The 18,802-nt window shown below is 63.7% G+C and carries 21 protein-coding genes; 13 read left to right on the plus strand and 8 right to left on the minus strand.

Features of this window, described 5'->3' with window-relative positions; translation table 11 throughout:
- The first annotated feature begins 72 nt into the window (after positions 1-72).
- Complete coding sequence (gene gdhA / locus ACSBOX_RS03245) at positions 73-1,410, plus strand: NADP-specific glutamate dehydrogenase (RefSeq protein ID WP_442544779.1); 1,338 nt, start codon at positions 73-75, stop codon at positions 1,408-1,410.
- Between the two features lie 107 nt (positions 1,411-1,517).
- Here the strand turns inward: gdhA and ACSBOX_RS03250 are convergent, their stop codons facing one another.
- Positions 1,518-2,822 carry an alpha-hydroxy acid oxidase gene (locus ACSBOX_RS03250; protein ID WP_442544780.1) on the minus strand — a complete coding sequence of 435 codons (1,305 nt, stop codon included), beginning with the start codon at positions 2,820-2,822 and terminating at the stop codon, positions 1,518-1,520.
- Between the two features lie 79 nt (positions 2,823-2,901).
- Here ACSBOX_RS03250 and ACSBOX_RS03255 point away from each other — a divergent pair, with 79 nt between their 5' ends.
- The gene (locus tag ACSBOX_RS03255) at positions 2,902-3,606 is read left to right on the plus strand and encodes a FadR/GntR family transcriptional regulator (RefSeq protein WP_442544781.1); all 705 of its coding nucleotides are present in this window, start codon (positions 2,902-2,904) and stop codon (positions 3,604-3,606) included.
- On the opposite strand, the gene ACSBOX_RS03260 is transcribed toward ACSBOX_RS03255, so the two are convergent.
- Entirely contained in the window at positions 3,596-4,609 is a 1,014-nt protein-coding gene (locus tag ACSBOX_RS03260) for a LacI family DNA-binding transcriptional regulator (protein WP_442544782.1), read from the minus strand. The genes ACSBOX_RS03255 and ACSBOX_RS03260 overlap by 11 nt on opposite strands.
- Positions 4,610-4,933: 324 nt before the next feature.
- On the opposite strand from ACSBOX_RS03260, the gene ACSBOX_RS03265 reads away from it, so the two are divergent.
- The 3 genes from ACSBOX_RS03265 (at position 4,934) to ACSBOX_RS03275 (ending at position 6,719) form a co-directional block, all read left to right on the plus strand.
- Positions 4,934-6,076: a 3-deoxy-7-phosphoheptulonate synthase gene (locus ACSBOX_RS03265; protein ID WP_442544783.1), complete on the plus strand. Its 1,143-nt coding sequence runs from the start codon at positions 4,934-4,936 to the stop codon at positions 6,074-6,076.
- 158 nt (positions 6,077-6,234) lie between these two features.
- On the plus strand, positions 6,235-6,447 hold the full coding sequence (locus ACSBOX_RS03270) for a helix-turn-helix domain-containing protein (protein WP_078107672.1): 213 nt from the start codon (positions 6,235-6,237) through the stop codon (positions 6,445-6,447).
- Positions 6,448-6,620: 173 nt separating this feature from the next.
- On the plus strand, positions 6,621-6,719 hold the full coding sequence (locus ACSBOX_RS03275) for a 30S ribosomal protein bS22 (RefSeq protein ID WP_003792170.1): 99 nt from the start codon (positions 6,621-6,623) through the stop codon (positions 6,717-6,719).
- 540 nt (positions 6,720-7,259) lie between these two features.
- Here ACSBOX_RS03275 and ACSBOX_RS03280 read toward each other — a convergent pair.
- Positions 7,260-8,078, minus strand: coding sequence for an HAD family hydrolase (locus ACSBOX_RS03280; protein WP_442544784.1), 819 nt, complete (start codon positions 8,076-8,078; stop codon positions 7,260-7,262).
- Positions 8,079-8,155: 77 nt separating this feature from the next.
- Between ACSBOX_RS03280 and ACSBOX_RS03285 the strand changes: the two genes are divergently transcribed.
- On the plus strand, positions 8,156-8,410 hold the full coding sequence (locus tag ACSBOX_RS03285) for a glutaredoxin family protein (protein WP_442544785.1): 255 nt from the start codon (positions 8,156-8,158) through the stop codon (positions 8,408-8,410).
- Between the two features lie 51 nt (positions 8,411-8,461).
- Positions 8,462-9,169: a redox-sensing transcriptional repressor Rex gene (locus tag ACSBOX_RS03290; protein WP_078107676.1), complete on the plus strand. Its 708-nt coding sequence runs from the start codon at positions 8,462-8,464 to the stop codon at positions 9,167-9,169.
- A 62-nt stretch (positions 9,170-9,231) separates the two neighbouring features.
- Here the strand turns inward: ACSBOX_RS03290 and ACSBOX_RS03295 are convergent, their stop codons facing one another.
- From ACSBOX_RS03295 to ACSBOX_RS03305, 3 genes are all read right to left on the minus strand, one after another.
- Complete coding sequence (locus ACSBOX_RS03295; RefSeq protein WP_442544786.1) at positions 9,232-10,050, minus strand: hypothetical protein; 819 nt, start codon at positions 10,048-10,050, stop codon at positions 9,232-9,234.
- Between the two features lie 233 nt (positions 10,051-10,283).
- The gene (locus tag ACSBOX_RS03300) at positions 10,284-10,955 is read right to left on the minus strand and encodes a hypothetical protein (RefSeq protein WP_442544787.1); all 672 of its coding nucleotides are present in this window, start codon (positions 10,953-10,955) and stop codon (positions 10,284-10,286) included.
- A 184-nt stretch (positions 10,956-11,139) separates the two neighbouring features.
- Complete coding sequence (locus ACSBOX_RS03305; protein WP_078107679.1) at positions 11,140-11,688, minus strand: YceI family protein; 549 nt, start codon at positions 11,686-11,688, stop codon at positions 11,140-11,142.
- A 203-nt stretch (positions 11,689-11,891) separates the two neighbouring features.
- On the opposite strand from ACSBOX_RS03305, the gene ACSBOX_RS03310 reads away from it, so the two are divergent.
- The 5 genes from ACSBOX_RS03310 (at position 11,892) to ccsB (ending at position 16,774) form a co-directional block, all read left to right on the plus strand.
- Entirely contained in the window at positions 11,892-12,554 is a 663-nt protein-coding gene (locus ACSBOX_RS03310; RefSeq protein ID WP_442544788.1) for a histidine phosphatase family protein, read from the plus strand.
- A 131-nt stretch (positions 12,555-12,685) separates the two neighbouring features.
- Positions 12,686-13,225 (plus strand): TlpA family protein disulfide reductase, encoded by a 540-nt coding sequence (locus ACSBOX_RS03315; protein WP_345449084.1) that lies wholly within the window; start codon positions 12,686-12,688, stop codon positions 13,223-13,225.
- 14 nt (positions 13,226-13,239) lie between these two features.
- Entirely contained in the window at positions 13,240-13,995 is a 756-nt protein-coding gene (locus tag ACSBOX_RS03320) for a cytochrome c biogenesis CcdA family protein (protein ID WP_442544789.1), read from the plus strand.
- On the plus strand, positions 13,995-15,710 hold the full coding sequence (gene resB, locus ACSBOX_RS03325; RefSeq protein ID WP_442544790.1) for a cytochrome c biogenesis protein ResB: 1,716 nt from the start codon (positions 13,995-13,997) through the stop codon (positions 15,708-15,710). Before ACSBOX_RS03320 ends, resB begins: the two co-directional genes overlap by 1 nt.
- Complete coding sequence (gene ccsB, locus ACSBOX_RS03330; RefSeq protein ID WP_442544791.1) at positions 15,710-16,774, plus strand: c-type cytochrome biogenesis protein CcsB; 1,065 nt, start codon at positions 15,710-15,712, stop codon at positions 16,772-16,774. Before resB ends, ccsB begins: the two co-directional genes overlap by 1 nt.
- Positions 16,775-16,916: 142 nt before the next feature.
- Here the strand turns inward: ccsB and ACSBOX_RS03335 are convergent, their stop codons facing one another.
- On the minus strand, positions 16,917-17,294 hold the full coding sequence (locus tag ACSBOX_RS03335; protein ID WP_442544792.1) for a PLD nuclease N-terminal domain-containing protein: 378 nt from the start codon (positions 17,292-17,294) through the stop codon (positions 16,917-16,919).
- 81 nt (positions 17,295-17,375) lie between these two features.
- On the opposite strand from ACSBOX_RS03335, the gene ACSBOX_RS03340 reads away from it, so the two are divergent.
- Entirely contained in the window at positions 17,376-17,684 is a 309-nt protein-coding gene (locus ACSBOX_RS03340) for a DUF4229 domain-containing protein (RefSeq protein ID WP_442544793.1), read from the plus strand.
- A 195-nt stretch (positions 17,685-17,879) separates the two neighbouring features.
- Here the strand turns inward: ACSBOX_RS03340 and ACSBOX_RS03345 are convergent, their stop codons facing one another.
- The gene (locus ACSBOX_RS03345) at positions 17,880-18,761 is read right to left on the minus strand and encodes a 1,4-dihydroxy-2-naphthoate polyprenyltransferase (protein ID WP_442544794.1); all 882 of its coding nucleotides are present in this window, start codon (positions 18,759-18,761) and stop codon (positions 17,880-17,882) included.
- Between the last annotated feature and the right edge of the window lie 41 nt (positions 18,762-18,802).

Below are 18,802 nucleotides of genomic sequence, written 5' to 3' on the forward strand. Positions count from 1 at the left end.
GCGCGCTTCTGATGCGAGCATGGCGGGGTCGTTGCAGATCCGCCGTTCGGCGCAGAAGTTGTAGGGAGTCACATGGATTCGAGGCTGGAAGCAGTCCGGGACACCGTCTTGGCGCGGAACCCGGGTGAGCTGGAATTTCACCAGGCCGTCACCGAGGTCTTCGAAAGCCTTGGCCCGGTACATGACCGGCACCCGGAATTCCTCGAAGGCGCCGTCCTTGAGCGCCTGTGCGAACCGGAGCGCCAAATCATCTTCCGCGTCCCGTGGACCGACGACGCCGGACGCGTTCACGTCAACCGTGGTTTCCGCGTCGAGTTCAACTCAGCCTTGGGCCCCTACAAGGGTGGACTGCGCTTCCACCCCTCGGTCTACCTCGGGATCGTCAAGTTCCTCGGTTTCGAGCAGATCTTCAAGAATGCCCTGACGGGTATGCCGATAGGTGGCGGCAAGGGCGGCTCGGACTTCGATCCACGAGGCCGCTCCGACGCCGAAATCATGCGCTTTTGCCAGTCCTTCATGACCGAGCTGTACCGCCACATCGGCGAATACACGGACGTTCCTGCCGGTGACATCGGCGTGGGAGGCCGGGAGATCGGATACCTGTTCGGCCAGTACAAGCGCATCACCAACCGCTACGAGTCGGGCGTGCTGACGGGCAAGGGAATGTCCTGGGGCGGCTCCTTGGTCCGTCCGGAAGCCACTGGTTTCGGCACGGTCATCTTTGCCGAGGAGATGCTCAAGACGCGGGGCCGGTCCTTCGAGGGCCAACGCGTCGTGGTCTCCGGTTCGGGCAATGTGGCCATCTACGCGATCGCGAAGGCCCAGGCCCTTGGCGCCACCGTGGTCGCCTGTTCCGACTCCGCGGGTTATGTGGTTGACGAGGCCGGCATCGACGTCGCGCTGCTCCGCCAGATCAAGGAAGTCGAACGTGGCCGGCTCACCGAATACGCGGAGCGTCGCCGCGGTGCCAACTATGTGGCCGGCGGCTCGGTCTGGGACGTCAACGGCACCGTGGCACTGCCGTGCGCGACGCAAAACGAGCTCGACGGCGACGCTGCGGCGAAGCTGGTCAGCAACGGCCTGTTGGCAGTCGCCGAAGGCGCCAACATGCCCTCCACCCGCGAAGCCGTTGCCGTTTTCCAGGACGCGGGTATCCTGTTTGCCCCGGGCAAGGCAGCCAACGCCGGTGGTGTGGCGACGTCGGCGTTGGAGATGCAGCAGAACGCCAGCCGCGATTCCTGGTCCTTCGAATACACCGAAGCACGCCTTACGGAAATCATGGTGGGCATCCACGATCGTTGTGCCGCAACCGCGGAGGAATATGGCGCGCCGGGCAACTACGTCCTGGGCGCCAACATCGGTGGCTTCGTGAAGGTCGCCGACGCGATGCTGGCGCAGGGCCTCATCTAGCCCGCCACACCCACCCACGCGCACCCACCCACCCAACTAACTCGCATTAGATGTCGTTTTGAGGCCCCAAAACGACACCTACTGCGAGTCAGTTGGGCAAGCCCGGCCTAGTGCTGCAGCAGGCGCACGTGGTCCGGAGTGAGTTCCGAAATCTTCGTGACTCCGAGCAGGGCCATGGTGCGGGCCATGTCCTTCTCCAGGATCTGGATGGTGCGGTCCACGCCGGCGCGCCCGCCGGCCATGAGCCCGTAGAGGTACGCCCGGCCGATCAGCGTGAAGTCGGCACCAAGGGCCAGGGCAGCCACGATGTCGGCACCGCTCATGATGCCCGTGTCCAGGATGATCGCTGCGTCGCTGTTGTCCGCCTTCAGCGCCGCGGAGACCTCCGGAACGAGGTGCAGAGGGATCGGTGCCCGGTCCAGTTGGCGCCCGCCATGGTTGGAGATCACGACGCCGTCCGCGCCGTGGTCCACCACCTTGCGGGCATCTTCCACTGTCTGGATGCCCTTGACCACGAGCTTGCCCTTCCAGGTTTCGCGCAGCCAGTCGAGGTCGTCGAAGGTCAGGGTGGGATCGAACATGGAGTTGATGAGGTCGGCCACCGTGCCCGTATAGCGGGAGAGCGAGGCGAAGGTCAACGGCTCGTGCGTGAGGAAGTTGAACCACCAAGCGGGCCTGTACGAGGCATCCAGGACGGTTTTCACGGTGAGCGCCGGCGGAATGGTCATGCCGTTGCGGACGTCCCGCAGCCGGGCGCCCGCGACGGCGGTGTCCACCGTGACCATGAGGGTGTCGTTTCCGGCCTCGGCGGCGCGCTCGATCAGTTCCAGGGAACGGTCCCTGTTTGTCCAGAGGTACAGCTGGAACCAGTTGCGGCCGTGCGGGGCCGCCGCGGCCACATCCTCGATGGAGGCCGTCCCCATCGTGGAGAGGGTGTATGGAATGCCCGCCGCTTCGGCCGCTTGCGAGCCCGCGTACTCACCCTCGGACTGCATCATGCGCGTGAATCCCGTGGGCGCGATGCCGAACGGAAGCCTGGAGTCCTTGCCCAGGATCCCGGTCCTGAGATCGATGCTGGAGACGTCGCGCAGGATCCCCGGCCGGAACTCGATGTCCTGGAACGCCTGGCGGGCCCGGCGAAGGGTGATCTCCGCCTCCGCCGCGCCGTCCGTGTAGTCGAACGGCGCCTGGGGAGTGCGACGCTTGGCCATCTCCCGCAGTTCCCAAATGGTGGACGCGCGGCGCAGCTTCGCAGCGTTGCTGAACTCGGGCTTCTTGAACTTCATGAGCGGCGCCAGGTCCGCGTACTTGGGAACCCGCCGCTTGAGGGCAGCAGGACGCCCGACGGCGGCGGGTGCGTTCGCGGGGACCTCAAGGGAAGGGGCGCTGCTCGGCTGGACGGTCTGCGTCATGATGCTGTCTCCCGTGTGCTTGTGTGGTTAGACCACACTCTAGGCCATGTGGTCCAACCACATCAACTACTATTTATCCATGCGCACGCACGAGCTTGTCCTGAGTTGGATCGAAAAGCAATTGTCCGACGGGCACTTGGTCCTTGGTGGGCGGCTCCCTGCCGAGCGGGCGCTGGCCGAACAGCTGGAAGTCTCCCGGACCTCCGTCCGCGAAGCCATCCGGATCCTGGAGGCCATGGGCTTGGTGCGGGCAGGTGTCGGCTCCGGCAAGGACGCGGGGACGGTGGTCATCGCGGAACCGGCCACCGCACTCGGCTCAGCGTTACGCCTCCACGTGGCCACGCAGCATTTGCCCGTCGCTGACATCGTGGAAACGCGGGTCCTGCTCGAATCATGGGCGGTGTCCCGCGCCAAGGCCGATGCCCCGGAACTCAAGGAAGCAGCGAGGCTCCTGGACGAAATGGACGCAAGCCCCGCCGTCGACGATTTCCTCGCCCTGGATGTCGCCTTCCACTTGGCGCTGGCGGAAGCCGCGGGGAATGCGGTCGTGAGTACCATCATGGGCTCGCTCCGCGAAGCGATCGAGGGATACGCCGCCGCGCTGACGGCGAACCTGCCGGATTGGGACAGCACCGCCCATCGCCTCCGATCCGAGCACCGCGCCATTTTGGACGCAGTCAACGACGGCGACGGCGGCCGCGCGGCGACGCTCGTTGCCGCGCACATCGAGGGGTACTACCGTGAGGCCGGGCTGGGGAAGGCCCCTGCGGAAACTATGCCTTGACGGGTCCGGTGCTTCCCCTGAGCTCAATCCGCGGCGGGAAGTAATTCGTGGGTGAGACGGCGTCGTTGGTCTGGATCTGCTCCCGCATGCGGCGCCACGCAAGGTCCCCGAGGTCGGAGATCGGCACGGCGGCGGTAGTCAGCGGAGGCATGGTATACCGGGCGAAGGGCATGTCGTCGAAGCCGGTGAGCGACAAGTCTTCCGGCACGCGGATCCCGCGCTGGCTCAGTCCGCTCAAGAGGCCCATCGCGGCGACGTCGTTGAAGACGAGGATTCCGGTGGCGCCGCACGAGGCGACGGCATCGCTCGACTCGAAACCGGCGTCGAACGTGTTGCCTCCGGGAATGAACTGCAATTCGACGTTCGGGAAGTCGGCCGTGAACTTCTCGAGCCCGCGCAGGCGCTGCACGTTTGACGCGCTGCGGTCCGGCCCCGTCAGGTACGCCAGTTTGCGATGGCCCAGCTCGACCAAGTGGGCGCCAAGCTCCTGGATGCCTTGGCCGTAATCCACCACGAGGCTGGGAGTGGGTACCGACTCTGTGGTCCGGTTGATGAGGACGAGCGGATAGAGCGAGGGAGCGAGTTCTTCCAGTTCGGCGTCGCTCATGCGGGGCGCGCACAGAACGACGCCGTCGCATCGCCTCCGGGCTTCCCCGGCCAGGATCGCTTCTTCGCTGGAGACCTCGGACGAGTCCGCGATCAGCACGCGGTAACCGTCGCGGGCGGCGGCAATGCTCAGCCCGCGAAGGATGGCCTGGAACGTGGGGTTGGACAGGTCCGGGACCACGATTCCGATGGTGTCCGTTTTCCCCAAGGCCAGGCTGCGGCCAACCGGATTCGGCTTGTACTTCAGCTCGGAAGCGGCTGCGCGCACGCGAGCGGCAATGTCGGCGTCCACGGTGGTGTTTCCGTTCATGACGCGGGAAACCGTGGCATGCGAAACACCGGCCATGGATGCCACATCTGCGATGCCCACCCGCCGGGTGTTCCTTCTGCCTGGCATGATTTCCTTCCTGGAGCTGGGGCCGCGCTGTTCCCATGCGGCTTCGATTTTTGTTCTGAAGTGAAGTTTATAGTGCGTGGGGAAACGGTTTCCCTTGATGTCGTTGCATTTCGATTTGCGGGCATCCGAAGCCTGGCGCTATGGTTTCGCTATGACTAACCGTTGGTATGCGTATTTTTCGTTGGCTCTGGAGGGGCCCGCGTCTAACTGACACGCATCCAACTTTCCTTCAGAGCCAACAGGGCAGAGATCATTCTCTGCCCTTCGCCATTTCCAGGCGGGCTCTGAGCAGGGTCCGCTCCTCTCCGGAACAGGACCCCTTTCATGACCAGCATCGCCGCAGAGCCCACCACAGTAAGTGCCGACGTCGAGAATACCGGCGCCCAAACGACGTCGAACCTGCGCGTCAGCCGCTTCGAGCCGCTCCCCACGCCGCAGGAAATCATCACGGAACTGCCGCTTGACGCGAGGGCCTCCGCCGTCGTCGAGCGCGGACGCGATGGAGTCCGCGCCATCATGGACGGCGTAGACGATCGGCTCCTGGTGATCGTGGGCCCGTGCTCCATCCACGATCCCAAGGCGGGCCTGGAATACGCACGCAGGCTGGTCAGCCAGGCGGAGAAGCACAAGGAAGACCTGCTCATCGTCATGCGGGCGTACTTCGAGAAGCCGCGCACCACGGTGGGCTGGAAGGGCCTCATCAACGATCCCCACCTTGACGGCAGCCACGACATCGCGGCCGGGCTCCGGGCGGCGCGTGGCTTCCTTCAGCAAGTCACGGCCTTGGGCCTGCCGACCGCCACCGAGTTCCTGGAGCCCATCAGCCCGCAATACATGGCCGACCTCGTGGCGTGGGGCGCCATCGGTGCGCGGACCACCGAGAGCCAGATCCACCGGCAGCTCGCCTCCGGACTGTCCATGCCCATCGGATTCAAGAACGGGACCGACGGCGACCTCCAAGTCGCGATCGACGCCTGCGGTGCTTCCGCGGCACCCCAGGCGTTCCTGGGGATCGACGGCGACGGCCGCGCCGCGCTGGTGGCGACATCGGGCAACCCCGACGCACATGTGATCCTGCGCGGTGGCCGCAAGGGTCCGAACTACGCCGCCGACCAGGTGGCTGCTGCCTCGGAGAAGCTCGCGGCGAAGGGTCTGAACCCGCGGCTGATCGTTGACGCGAGCCATGCCAACAGCGGCAAGAGCCACCATCGCCAGGCTGAAGTCGCCTTGGAGATCGGCGCGCAGCTGGAAAATGACGTTGTTTCGCCGATCGCCGGCGTCATGCTGGAAAGCTTCCTTGTTGGCGGGGCGCAGAACCTGGATGTCGAGCGGCAGTTGGCTGGCGAACAAGAGCTGGTGTACGGCCAGAGCGTCACCGATGCGTGCATGGAGTGGGACGTCACGGCGTCTGTCCTTGACCAGCTGGCAGCCTCGGCCCGCAAGCGTCGGATGGCTGCTTCCAACTAGAGAAATCCTCGTCTCCAGTTCGCCGAAAGACTTTCACTTTGGTACCAGCAGCCTCTAGAGTATCTAGCACATGGTTGTTTGATGGCTCAGCATCGGCACACCAGGTAATGAATGCTGGGGTTCGCCGCTAACCGCTGAGAGCAAAGGAATATGGAGAAATGTCCGCAGAGACTAACTTCTCGAACGCGCGTTTCATGACCGTGGCTGAAGTTGCCGAAGTCCTCCGGGTTTCCAAAATGACCGTGTACCGTCTGGTTCACTCGGGAGAATTGCCGGCCGTCCGATTTGGACGATCATTCCGTGTCCCCGAAGAAGCTGTGAGCCAGTACCTCAAGGGCGCGGTTGTCGACGGACACTCGGAGACCGCTTGAGTCCTGCCTGGCTCCCCAAGGAGCCGGCGGTCATTGGGTGCCCCCGATAGGCGGTACCCTGTTAAGGAACGTTTTACGTCATTGTAAGAATCTGTCAGTTGTAAAGTCTGTTGCTCAGTTCAAGGACCTCACCCAGCAGACAGAATCTCAATCTAGTTTGGTAAGGAACTTACGTGGGTTCAGTTATTAAGAAGCGCCGCAAGCGTATGGCCAAGAAGAAGCACCGCAAACTGCTTCGCAAGACCCGCCACCAGCGTCGCAATAAGAAGTAGAGATACTTCCTACAGCGTGAATGCCCGTTGCCTCACGGCGGCGGGCATTTTTGCGTCCCGGCCCCGGTGACGCCCGCTTACATTTGAGGGCTTTCCCCGAACCCTCGCTCAGGTATGTGGGCCGTTCCGATAACGCTCGCTCAGGTATGTGGGTCGTTTCGATAACGCTCGCTCAGGTATGTGGGCCGTTTCGACAACGCTCGATCACGTATGTGAGCGGGGGTTGCCGGAGATGCGGTGATATGTGAGCGGGGGTTAGCCCCGCGGGCCGCGGAACTTGGAGAAACCCCGCAACCAGCGTCGCAATCAGAAGTAGAGATACTCCCTGCAGCGTGAATGCCCGTTGCCTCACGGCGGCGGGCATTTTTGCGTCCACGCCCCGGCGACGCCCGCTCACATGTGAGGGCTTTTCCCCGAACGCTCGCTCACCTATGTGGGCCGTTTCGATAACGCTCGCTCAGGTATGTGGGCGGTTTCGATAACGCTCGCTCAGGTATGTGAGCGGTTTCGATAACGCTCGCTCAGGTATGTGAGCGGGGGTTAGCCCCGCGGGCCGCGGAACTTGGAGAAACCCCGCCACAGACCGTAGACGGCGCCTCCGACGGTCGCGGCCTTGAGGCCGAGCGTCGCTGCCCGACGGCCGGAGCGGAAGTCGTAAACAGGCCAGTTGTTCTCGCGTGCGTGGCGGCGCAGCCGGGAATCGGGATTGATGCACACCGGGTGGCCCACCAGCGTGAGCAGCGGGATGTCGTTATGTGAATCGCTGTAGGCCCAGCAGCGCTTCAGGTCCAGGCCTTCCTCGTCCGCTACGCGCCGCACAGCCACGGCTTTGGCCGGCCCGTGGAGGATCTCGCCCACCAACCGGCCCGTGTAGGCACCGTCTTCAACCTCGCCCACGGTACCCAGGGCGCCGGTCAGGCCGAGCCGCGTGGAGATGACGGTGGCAACTTCGATGGGCGTCGCGGTCACGAGCCAGACCTTCCGGCCAACCCGCAGGTGCTGTTCCGCCAAGGCCTTGGTACCAGGCCAGATCCGCGACTCGATCATCTCGTCGTAGACCTCTTCGCCCAGCTCCCTGATGTCGGACACCTTGATGCCGGCGGCGAGGACCAGCGCGGAATCCCGGACGGAATGGACGTCCTCCATTTTTTCGCCCCGCAGCACGAACTTGAACTGCTTCCAGGCAAAACCAGCGGCCTGGGAGAGCGTGAAGGCCTTGCGTTCGTACATTTTCCGGGCGACGTGGAAGAGGCTGGCACCCTTCATGAGGGTGTTGTCGACGTCGAAGAATGCGGCTTCGCCGTGTTGCTGCGTTGCAGCCGGCGCGGTGGCCACAGCGGCGTTCTTCTCGACGGGCATGCCATGAGTCTAGTCAATCGCCCGGCCTCCTGCCGTTCGCGACGGCTCCGTCGACGCGGAAGCGATACCGTTGAACCATGCCAAATCCCGACGTCGTACTCCTCACCAAAGCTGACTGCCACCTTTGCGCCGAGGCGCGTGACGCCGTCGAACGCGTGACCTCAAGCCTCGGGCTCACGTGGACGGAACAATCGATCGACACCGACCCGGTACTGCGCGAGCGCTACGCCGAGGAGATCCCCTTGGTCTTCGTGGACGGAATCCAGCGGGATTTCTGGAAAATCGATGAGGCACGATTGGCACGGCTCCTGAAGAAGGCCATCGCAGCCTGAACATGCGTGCGGTGCTTTGTTGGCAATAGAGTGGGAAAACAAAGCGACGCAATGGAGAAGAACGTGACTGCGCTGGAACCGTCCGCCGAAGCCGTACCCGGGGACAAGGACTCTGCGGCGAAGCAGATACCGCCCGCGGCTGTGGCCCGGATGACGCTTTACCTGCGCGCCCTGAACTCCCTGCTGGGCGAAGGCGTGGAACGGGTTTCTTCCGAAGCGTTGGCCGAGGCGTCGGGAGTCAGTTCGTCCACTTTGCGCAAGGACCTCTCCTATGTCGGCTCCTATGGAACGCGGGGCGTGGGATACGAGGTCCAGTACCTGAGCCGGCACATCGCGGCGGCGCTCGGCCTGACCCACGACTGGAAAGTGGCCATTGTGGGCGCCGGCAACCTAGGTAAAGCCTTGGCACGGTACGGCGGATTCGAGTCGCGCGGTTTCGACGTCGTGGCAATCCTCGACGCCGATCCCATGGTCATCGGGAACGAAGTCGGCTGGCTGCGGGTCAGCGACGCCGCCAATCTTGAAGCGGTCCTTCAGCGGACCGGCACCAACATGGTTGTTCTGGCCCTTCCCGCCGCGGTGGCACAGGACGTCTGCGACCGCGTGATCAGCGCGGGTATCCGCAGCATCCTCAGCTTTGCTCCGGTGCTGCTGCAGGTGCCGCCCTACGTGAACCTGCGCAAAGTGGACATGGCCACCGAGCTTCAGATCCTGGCGTATCACGCACAACGGGCGCAGACCCCGGGCCAGGCCATTTAGGCCGAGCCGGGTCTGCACCCGTTGTTGGTCTCTTAGCTATCGGCCTTTCGGCCGCTTTCGGCCTATCGGCCGTACGGCGCCTGGCCATAGGGGTTAGCGAACGGCTGGGCCTTCCGGAAATACGGTGCCGAAGCCGGCAAATACAGCAGCACGATCGCGGCGATGCCCAGGAGGATGGTGATGGTGCCCATGCTGAGCTGGGTCAGTCCAAACAGGGAAATTGCAGCAAACACCGTGCCCAGGATGCGGGCCCAGTTCTTGCCCTTGCGGACCTTGAACGCAACCAGCGCGTAGAGCCCGGCAAAGATCACCGAGAAGATGACCAGGAAGGTGATCGCAATGCTGATGAAGGTGCTCGAGTCGATGCCTGAAGCGTTGTTTCCCTGCGCCGACAAGGCCTGATCGAACATGCTCTTGCCTGCAGGCGAGTTCAGCGTCGCGATAGTGAAGGGAATGCCGATCAAGGTCAGTACACCGGCGGCAATCATGAGCCAGAAGGAGATGTTGACCAACTGGGGGACTCCGGACGTCGCAGCGGGCTGCTGGCTCGGCCACGTGGGGCCGCCCTGCCCGTACTGCGGGACGGGAGACTGGCCGTACTGCGGCTGCTGAGGTGCCTGCTGCCCATACTGCGGAGCCTGCTGCCCATATTGGGGCGCGGAAGGCTGGCCGTATTGCGGTGCGGAGGGTTGGCCGTAAGGGGGCTGCTGACCCTGCTGCGGTGACTGCTGGCCGTATTGCGGCGTCTGCTGGCCGTACTGCGGAGCTTGCTGGCCGTATTGCGGCTGCTGACCCTGCTGGGGTGTCTGTTGCCCGTATTTCGGCTGCTCAGGTGTGGGATTTTCGCCCGGAGTGGACGGCGGGTACGGAGGGGTGCTCATGGCATTCCTTTGCGTGTCGACTGCAGATACGGCTGCCGGGTGCATCGTGCCCTGCCCCCAGCTCGGCTTAATCCCACCGTACCCCGGCGGCGCGGCGCTGATGAGGATTCGTGCCAAGAATTCTCGCTTAACGGGGTCCGGCGGATCTCCCGCGAATCGCAGGCGGACAAAGGGAAGGCCGCGGGGTCCTCTGGGGACCTGCCGCGGCCTTCAGCCTTGGTGCTGCGGTGTTGCTAGACGAAATGCTTCCGGGACTCCGGAAGCCACATCAAGACGGCGGCCGCGACGGCTGCCGCCGATCCGATGAAGTTGAGGTTGAGGGTAACCACCTGGAGCAAAAGGGAAATTACCGCAAACGCTCCCAGGATGGTCAGGACCAGCCGTGCCCAGCGGGAGCCTTCCTTGAGCCGAATTGCGATGAAGACGTAGAGGGCTGCGAACACCAGGCTGAAAATCAGGCCCACAATGCCCGCGCCCACCATCATCCCTCCGAAGACGTCTCGCAGCGTGAAGATGTTGATGAAGCTGGCAAGAACACCCAAAGCGGCAGCCGCGACCCACAACCAGTAGGAGATGGTCAGCTGCTGCGGCACTCCGGTGGTGTTCCGGAAGCGCTGCGCGACGCTGTTGAAGTGGAGTCCGAAAGTGTTCCGTGCCGGCGCTGCGTAGCCGAGCCCGGCCGGTGGGGCGGCGTTGGGACCTGCCGGCGCGCCATAGGGGGGCTGGCCCGGCTGCTGGTAGCCGGGGGCGGGCTGTTGGTAGGAAGGCGGTGCTTGGTAGGAGGGAGGTGCCTGGTATCCCTGCGGAGGCTGGTAACCCGCAGGCGGGACATTGCCGGGCTGCGGTGGCTGGGCTCCGGGCTGCTGAGGCTGCTGAGGCTGCGGAGCTTCGTTTGGGTTACTCATGGCATCACTTTAGACCTGAGGTTTAAGGATTCATAGGAAATTCTTGGCCAATTCGCCGCTAAGTATCGGCTTTTCCCAGAACAATGGGCGGGTGATTCCGCAAGCAAAAAAACGGCGCCTCCCGGGCTGCACACGGGATCGCGTGCAGCCCCGAAGGCGCGGGTCAGTCCGGAAAAACGCTGGACTAGGCGGCAGGTGCGATGAAGGCCAGTTCGAGGTTGATGACAACCTTGTCGCTGACCAGCACGCCGCCGGCTTCGAGTACAGCGTTCCAGGTCAAGCCGAAGTCCTTGCGGCTGATGGTGGTCTCACCGGAGACGCCCGCGCGGGTGTTGCCGAACGGGTCAACAGCGACGCCGTTGAACTCGGTCTCGATGGTGACCTCTTTGGAGACACCTTTGATGGTCAGATCGCCCACGAGGTCGAAGCTGTCGCCATTGGCCTTGACGTGGCGGGAGACAAAGGTGATCTCGGGGAACTTCTCGACGTCGAAGAAGTCCTCGCCCTTGACGTGGCCGTCGCGGTTGGCGTCGCCCGAGTCGAAGCTGGCGGTCGCGATGGTTGCGGCGACCTTGGAATCGGCCAGGCTGCTGCCGAGGTCAAGGGTCGCTTCGGCTTCGGTGAACTGGCCGCGGACCTTGCTGATGCCCGCGTGGCGGACGGTGAAGCCGATCTCGCTGTGGGAGTTGTCGAGGGTCCAGACGCCGGTGGTGACGTTTGCGGGAAGAGTCATGGGGTTCTCCTTGGGAAGGTGTGATCGTAGCTTCATCGGTCGTCCGGCGATACTTAGTTGAAGTATCAACCGAACCTTGTGTCCAGTATAAACATGCAAATGCATCTTTTATTCCACCTTCAGGGAACATTCTGAAGAAACTTTCAGTTCTACGAAACGTAGAAGATTTCAGATCGCCCGCCTTCTTTGAGAAACTGGTAAACATGCCCCAAGCAACTGTCCATCTGCTCCGCCATGGCGAGGTCTACAATCCCGACGGCATTCTGTACGGCAGACTGCCCGAATTCCACCTCTCCGAACGCGGCCGCGAGATGGCCAAGATGCTCGCGGACCACTTCGCTGCGCGCGCCGCGCAGGGGGCGAACATCGTCCATCTGGTGTCCTCGCCGTTGACCCGCGCGCAGGAAACAGCCCTGCCCACTTCCCAGGCGTTGGACCTGCCGATCCACACGGAACCGCGGATCATCGAAGCCGAGAACCACTTCGAGGGGCTCAAGGCCAATTTCTCCGAATTCATCAAGCCCAAGCACTGGATCGAGTACCGCAATCCGCTGCGTCCGTCCTGGGGCGAGTCTTACCAGGACCAGGTCACCCGCATGCGTGCCGCCGTCGAGGACGCCCGGCTGAAGGCGATCGAACTCGGCGGCGACGGCGCGGAAGCCATCCTCGTCAGCCATCAGCTTCCCATCTATGCCACGCGCCTCAGCGCCGAGGGCCGCCGCCTGTGGCACGATCCGCGCAAACGCGAGTGCACGCTGACGTCCCTGACTTCCCTGGTGTTCAACGACGGCAAGGTTGCGCGGGTGGAGTACAGCGAGCCCGCCGCCGTGCTGCTGCCCGGTGCCGCCAAGACCCCCGGAGCATGACCATGGACCGGAACGCCTCCAGCCACCGCAACACCACCAGCCGCAAAACCAGCGGCCAGAAGCTCAATGCAGCGCTGACCTCGCGCCGCAGCTTCCTCGCCGTCGGGGGAGTGGCGCTCTCTGCGCTCACCATGGGCCTGTCCGCCTGTGCCCAGGAAGACGCCCTGGCCCAGCAGGCCAAAGCCGGCGACAACAAGAACTACGTCGCCGGCGACGGCTCGGTGACCGAATTCGCCAAAGCGGACCGCAAGGCCGCCGTCGGGATCAAAGGCACTTTGTTCGATGGAACTGCAGTGACCCCGCAGGACCTGCTTGGCAAGGTCACCGTCCTCAACTTCTGGTTCGCCGCATGTGCGCCGTGCCGGGTTGAAGCGCCGATTCTCGAGGAACTGCACCAGGAGTTCAAGAGCAAGGGTGTCCAGTTCTACGGTGTGAACCTCCGGGACGAGAAGGCCACGGCCGACGCGTTCGACCAGACGTTCAAGCTCACGTACCCCAGCTTCAACGACAAGGACGGCGCCGTGCTGCTGTCCGTCTCCGGCATTGTGCCTCCCGGCGCGGTGCCCACCACGCTGGTCCTGGACAAAGAAGGCAAGGTTGCCGCCCGCGTCCTGGGCGAGATCGAGAAGAGCACGCTCAAGGCGCTCATCACCACCGCGGTTGCCGAGTAGGTGGCCCCGACAGCGTGAACAGTCCTTTCGCCGAGACCATCCTGAGCGGTTCCTTGCTGCTGGCCATTCCCGTGGCTTTGCTGGCAGGACTCGTCTCCTTCCTGTCGCCATGCGTGCTGCCTTTGGTGCCTGGCTACCTTGGCTACGTGACCGGGCTGACCGGCGTCGACCTCCAGAAGCAAAGGCGCGGGCGCATGCTCGCCGGAATCGGCCTGTTCGTCCTCGGATTCTCCGTGATTTTTGTCCTGCTCGGTGGCGCCTTCGGCCAATTGGGAACCCTCATCACCGGCCCGCAGAACGCGTGGGTCACGCAATTGCTGGGCGTGTTGGTGATCATCATGGGAGTCGTCTTCCTGGGTGGCTTCGGGTGGTTGCAGCGTGACGCCAAAATCCACGCCAAGCCGCCTGCCGGGCTGTGGGGTGCCCCGCTGCTGGGCATCACGTTCGGACTCGGCTGGGCGCCCTGCATTGGCCCCACCTATTCCGCAGTCCAGTTGCTGAGCCTTTCCGGGGGATCGTCCGCGGCGAAGGGGGCCCTCCTGGCGTTTGTCTATAGTCTTGGCCTTGGCATTCCCTTCCTGTTGATAGCCCTCGCGGTGCGCCGGGGGATGGGAGTGATGTCCTTCTTCCGCAAGCACCGCCTGGCCATCCAGCGGGTGGGCGGGGGCATCCTGATACTCCTGGGAATCCTGATGGCCACGGGAGTGTGGGGCGCCTGGGTCACCGGGCTGCAGTACTGGTTCCAAACCGATGTGAAGTTGCCGATCTGATGAGCGAGCCCGTGCAAGGTAAAAAGAAGTCCAACAAGTCCGCCAGCAAATCCGCGAAAGCTGACAACGGAGCTGACAAGGCGATCAATAAGGCCAAGGCCGAAGCGGCGCTCCCGGTCCTGGGGATCGTAGGCATGCTGCGCTGGGCCTGGACCCAGCTGACCAGCATGCGTACTGCGCTGTTCCTGCTGCTGCTCCTCGCCGTCGCAGCGGTTCCCGGATCGCTCTTCCCGCAGCGTCCGGCGAACCCTTCGATCGTGACGCAGTACATCAGCGACCACCCGGACTACGGCAAGCTCCTGGACTCGGTGCAGCTGTACGACGTGTACTCCTCGGCTTGGTTCTCGGCGATCTACATCCTTCTGTTCATCTCCCTTATCGGTTGCGTGACGCCCCGGGCCATCGCCCACTACAAGGCAATGCGCTCCCAGCCGCCGCGGACCCCCAAGCGTCTCTCCCGTCTCCCGGAGTACGGCACCCTGGTGCTGCCCGCCGACGCCGGGATCCCGGCGTCGAAGGCTATCGCGGACGCCGCAGCGGTGCTGAAGAAGCGCCGCTACCGTGTGGAGGTGCGCGACGCCGACGGCGCCATGCCTTCCCTCGGCGCCGAGCGGGGCTTCCTCAAGGAAGTGGGCAACCTGGTGTTCCACGCTTCGCTGATCGGAGTGTTGGTTTCGGTGGCGGTCGGCGGGCTGTTCGGCTACAGCGGCCAGCGCATCCTCGTTGAAGGCGATACCTTCGTCAACACCTTGGTGGGCTATGACCAATTCAGCCCGGGCACCAACTTCCAGAGCAGCTGGCTGCAGCCGTACTCCATCCAGCTGGACAAGTTCGACGTCCAGTTCGACCGTGAATCGCCCGGGCACTTCGGCCAACCGATCGACTTCACGGCAGCCGTGACCACCAAGGACACGCCTGATTCACCCGCCAAGAAGCAGGTCCTCAAGGTCAACGACCCCGTGATGCTCGGCGACACCAGCATTTACCTCACGGGCAACGGCTACGCTCCCGTGGTCACCGTCCGCGACGGCGCCGGCAACGTCGCCATGCAGGGTCCAGTGGTGGCCAAGCTGCAAGGCGACAACTACTACTCCTCGGTGGTCATCAAGGTTCCCGATGCCAAGCCCGATCAGCTCGGTTTCGCAGGGTTCTTCCTGCCCACGGCGATGGTGACGGACCAGGGTCTCGCCTACAGCGGCGATCCTTCGCTCATCAACCCGCAGTTGAACCTCAACTCGTACTACGGCGACCTTGGCCTGAACAAGGGTGCCCCGCAGAACGTCTTCGAGCTCGACGTCGCAAAGCTGACCCCGCTCAACGGCCGCGGCATGGCTAACAAGGCCATCGCGATCGCGCCCGGAGGCACGTACACGCTTCCGGACGGCAAGGGCAGCATCACGTTCGACGGCGTCAAGAAATACGTTGGCGTCGACATCCACCACAATCCGGGCCAGGCCACCGCGCTCGTGTTCGCCCTGCTGGCGGTCGCCGGATTGATTCTCTCCCTCTACCTGAACCGCCGCCGCGTCTGGGTCCGCACCGGAACCCACGAGGACGGGCGCACAATGGTGGAGTACGGCCTCCTTGCCCGCGGCGAGGACCATAGGCTGGCCGGCGAAGCCGCCGCGATCCGCGAACTGCTGCAACGAGAATGGCTGCTCACCACCGAACAGTCCACCGAAACCGTTTCTTCCTCAACCTCGAAGGACCAGTAATGCTCCCCATCAACGAAACCATGGGCCAGTACAGCGAGCTTTTCATGCTGCTCGCGGCCGGCACCTACACGGTGGCGTTCATCGCTTTCGCGTGGGACCTCGCCAAGAGCAGCAAAATGCTGAAAGCGGTGGACCTGAAAGCGGCCTCTTCGGTGGCAGCCGAGGCCAAGGTTCCGGTCGCCGCCGGCCGTGCCGGTGGAAACGACGTCGGGGGACCTGCGGGCCGTACTGAGCGCCCGACGTCGGCGATCACCTCCGTCAGCCAGACCGCCGGCGGTGACATGAAGTACGCCGCCAAGCGCCGCATTCCCGCCCGAGTCGCGGTGGCAGTCGCGATCATCGGCGTGGTCATCCATGGTGCCGGGGTAATCACTCGTGCGCTTGGCGCAGGCCGCGTGCCGTGGGGCAACATGTACGAGTTCCTGACCACCGGCGCTTTCCTGGTGGTGGCTGTCTTCCTGCTCTCGCTCATCCGCCGCGACCTGCGCTTCCTGGGCACCTTCGTGCTGGGCCTCGCCGTGATCATGATGGTGGCCGCGTCCGTGACGTACTGGACCCCGGTGGGCCACCTGGTTCCAGCACTCCAGAGCTACTGGCTGGTCATCCACGTCTCCATCGCAGTGATGTCCGCGTCCTTGTTCACCTTGACGTTCGCCATGTCAGCACTGCAGCTGTTGCAATCGCACCGCCAGAAGACCTTGGCTGCCGGCGGTGTGGACCGGCTGGGCTTCATGCGGCTCGTACCGAACGCGTTGAGCCTGGAGAACCTGTCCTACCGCATCAACACCGTGGGATTCGTGGGCTGGACCTTCACCCTCATGTTTGGCGCCATCTGGGCCGAGAAAGCCTGGGGCCGCTTCTGGGGTTGGGACACGAAGGAAGTGTGGACGTTCGTGATCTGGGTGGTCTACGCAGGCTACCTGCACGCACGCGCCACCCGCGGCTGGACGGGAACCCGTGCAGCCTGGTTGTCGATTGCGGGCTACTTGTGCGTGATCTTCAACTTCACCGTGGTCAACGTGTTCTTCAACGGCCTGCACTCGTACTCGGGGCTTCCGCAGTAGGACTGCTCAGGACGGTCGCCTTGCCGTCCTGACCCTTTTTGAACCGACGACGACGGCGACACTCCGCACTTGCGGGCGTGTCGCCGTCGTTCGCGTTTCAAAAGAGGTCAGGAAGGGAGTCCACTCGTGCCGTAGGTTTCCGTCAGCTGTTGAGGTCGCCGCTGTCGTCGGCTTTGGACTCGCCCTTGAGCTTGCGTTCCTTGGCTTCGAGTTCGGCCTTGAGTTTCTTCAGCCGTTCGGCTTCTGCCTGGTTGCGACGGCGGGCCTCGAGGTTGCGGAGAAAGTCGGGGTCGTCGTCGGGCGCCGTGGGGTGGCTCGCCGGTTGCGGGGCGGGGCCGATGTTGTAGGGGCGGCCGATGAGGAACCAGAGAACCGCGCCGAGAACCGGCAGCAGGATCATCACTACGATCCACGCGGTTTTGGAAATTCCCCGGGTGGCGCGGCGGTCGGTGCGGATGACATCCACCAGCCCATAGACGAATACGAGCAGGACGGCCACAACTGCAACAACGCGGAGCATAACGTCAAGTCTAGTCTCCGCGCGGTCCGGTGATAGCTGTGCGCACAGAGTGCAATCAGGCTGTGAGGCTAAACTTGATCCGTGGCTTTCCTCAAATACTCCCTGATCCGCCTGGCGCTCTTCGTGCCGCTCTTCGTCCTCTTTGCCCTCTTGCACACGGGTTTGTTGCTGGCGGCGATCTTCGCGGGCCTTATCGCGTTCGCCATCAGCTACTTGTTTTTCAAGAAGCAGCGCGACGACGCCACGGCATCAATGCGCGAGCGTTTCTCCGGGCGGGCCAAGCCCATCCGCTCCGCGCTGGAGATCGAAGATGCAGCAATCGAGGACCGGCTGGTGGATGAAAACCCTGTGGTCACGGTCGAGAACGACCGACGCCCCAAAGAAGCCTAGAAACTCAAAGCCCATACGTGAGCGCGGGTTGGCCAAAACCGGCTTATATGTGAGCGAGCGTCGGGGGAAACCGGGCTATATGTGAGCGGGCGTCGGGGGAAGGACGCTCGCTCACTTTTATGGTGTCTCCGGCGGACGCTCGCTCACATCATGTGAGCGAGGGTTGGCGAAAATCGGCCCATATGTGAGCGAGGGTCAGAAGCCGTGGCTTAGGACGAGGCCCACGGAAAACAGCACGCTGTAGCCAAGGTTGATCAATCCGGTTTGCTTGAGCACCGGGATGAGGCTTTTTCGCTTCCGGCCGTTGACCATGAGCCAGGCCGGCATGAGGCACGCGGGGATCAGCAGCAGCACTATCAGCATCCACGGCTTGGTGGGCGCAAGCACCACTACCAACAGAATCGCGGCTGCAAGCATCAGGACGTAGCTCTCGCGGGCGTGGCGGTCGCCAAGCCGCACGGCCAGCGTCCGCTTGCCCGCCGCCGTATCCGTGGGGATATCCCGCACATTGTTGGCCATCAGCAGGGCGCAGGCGATCAATCCGGTCCCAATGGCGCCGATGACGGCCGGAAGGCTCACTTGGCCCGCCTGCGTGTAGGTGGTGCCCAGCGTTGCCACCAGGCCGAAGAAGACAAACACGAACAGGTCGCCCAGGCCCATGTAGCCATAGGGGTTCTTGCCGCCGGTGTATCCCCAGGCAGCGAGGACGCAGCCGATGCCCACCAGGATCAGCCACCAGCTCTGCGTGATGATCACCAGGACCAGGCCGAAAATCATGGCCAGGCCGAACGCGCCGAAGGCGGCCCACTTGACGTGGTCCGGGCGTGCAGCGCCGGAACCGACCAGCCGGAGCGGACCCACGCGGTCCTCATCGGTGCCACGGATGCCGTCCGAATAGTCGTTGGCATAGTTCACCCCGACCTGCAGCAGCAGCGCCACGAGGGCGGCGAGGATGGCATTCAGGAGCCGGAAAGATTGCAGCTCGTAGGCGGCCGCTGTGCCGATCAGCACCGGGGCGATCGCCGCCGGCAGGGTGCGCAGGCGGGCGCCTTGAATCCATTGTGCAGCTGTTGCCACGTTCAGTACCTCGTGTTGTTTCGCGTTGGGGAAGGCAAATG

The sequence above is a fragment of the Arthrobacter sp. KN11-1C genome, from assembly GCF_052180225.1.
GTDB lineage: Bacteria > Actinomycetota > Actinomycetes > Actinomycetales > Micrococcaceae > Arthrobacter.

Coding starts and splice junctions, on each gene's coding strand:
- ACSBOX_RS03280 (WP_442544784.1), bottom strand. CDS start 8,078: ATGCCCGTCGAGAAGAACGCCGCTGTGGCCACCGCGCCGGCTGCAACG.
- ACSBOX_RS03310 (WP_442544788.1), top strand. CDS start 11,892: ATGCCCCAAGCAACTGTCCATCTGCTCCGCCATGGCGAGGTCTACAAT.
- ACSBOX_RS03300 (WP_442544787.1), bottom strand. CDS start 10,955: ATGAGTAACCCAAACGAAGCTCCGCAGCCTCAGCAGCCTCAGCAGCCC.
- ACSBOX_RS03315 (WP_345449084.1), top strand. CDS start 12,686: ATGGGCCTGTCCGCCTGTGCCCAGGAAGACGCCCTGGCCCAGCAGGCC.
- ACSBOX_RS03295 (WP_442544786.1), bottom strand. CDS start 10,050: ATGAGCACCCCTCCGTACCCGCCGTCCACTCCGGGCGAAAATCCCACA.
- ACSBOX_RS03270 (WP_078107672.1), top strand. CDS start 6,235: ATGTCCGCAGAGACTAACTTCTCGAACGCGCGTTTCATGACCGTGGCT.
- ACSBOX_RS03335 (WP_442544792.1), bottom strand. CDS start 17,294: ATGCTCCGCGTTGTTGCAGTTGTGGCCGTCCTGCTCGTATTCGTCTAT.
- ccsB (WP_442544791.1), top strand. CDS start 15,710: ATGCTCCCCATCAACGAAACCATGGGCCAGTACAGCGAGCTTTTCATG.
- ACSBOX_RS03305 (WP_078107679.1), bottom strand. CDS start 11,688: ATGACTCTTCCCGCAAACGTCACCACCGGCGTCTGGACCCTCGACAAC.
- ACSBOX_RS03250 (WP_442544780.1), bottom strand. CDS start 2,822: ATGACGCAGACCGTCCAGCCGAGCAGCGCCCCTTCCCTTGAGGTCCCC.
- ACSBOX_RS03265 (WP_442544783.1), top strand. CDS start 4,934: ATGACCAGCATCGCCGCAGAGCCCACCACAGTAAGTGCCGACGTCGAG.
- ACSBOX_RS03285 (WP_442544785.1), top strand. CDS start 8,156: ATGCCAAATCCCGACGTCGTACTCCTCACCAAAGCTGACTGCCACCTT.
- ACSBOX_RS03290 (WP_078107676.1), top strand. CDS start 8,462: ATGGAGAAGAACGTGACTGCGCTGGAACCGTCCGCCGAAGCCGTACCC.
- gdhA (WP_442544779.1), top strand. CDS start 73: ATGGATTCGAGGCTGGAAGCAGTCCGGGACACCGTCTTGGCGCGGAAC.
- ACSBOX_RS03255 (WP_442544781.1), top strand. CDS start 2,902: ATGCGCACGCACGAGCTTGTCCTGAGTTGGATCGAAAAGCAATTGTCC.
- ACSBOX_RS03260 (WP_442544782.1), bottom strand. CDS start 4,609: ATGCCAGGCAGAAGGAACACCCGGCGGGTGGGCATCGCAGATGTGGCA.
- resB (WP_442544790.1), top strand. CDS start 13,995: ATGAGCGAGCCCGTGCAAGGTAAAAAGAAGTCCAACAAGTCCGCCAGC.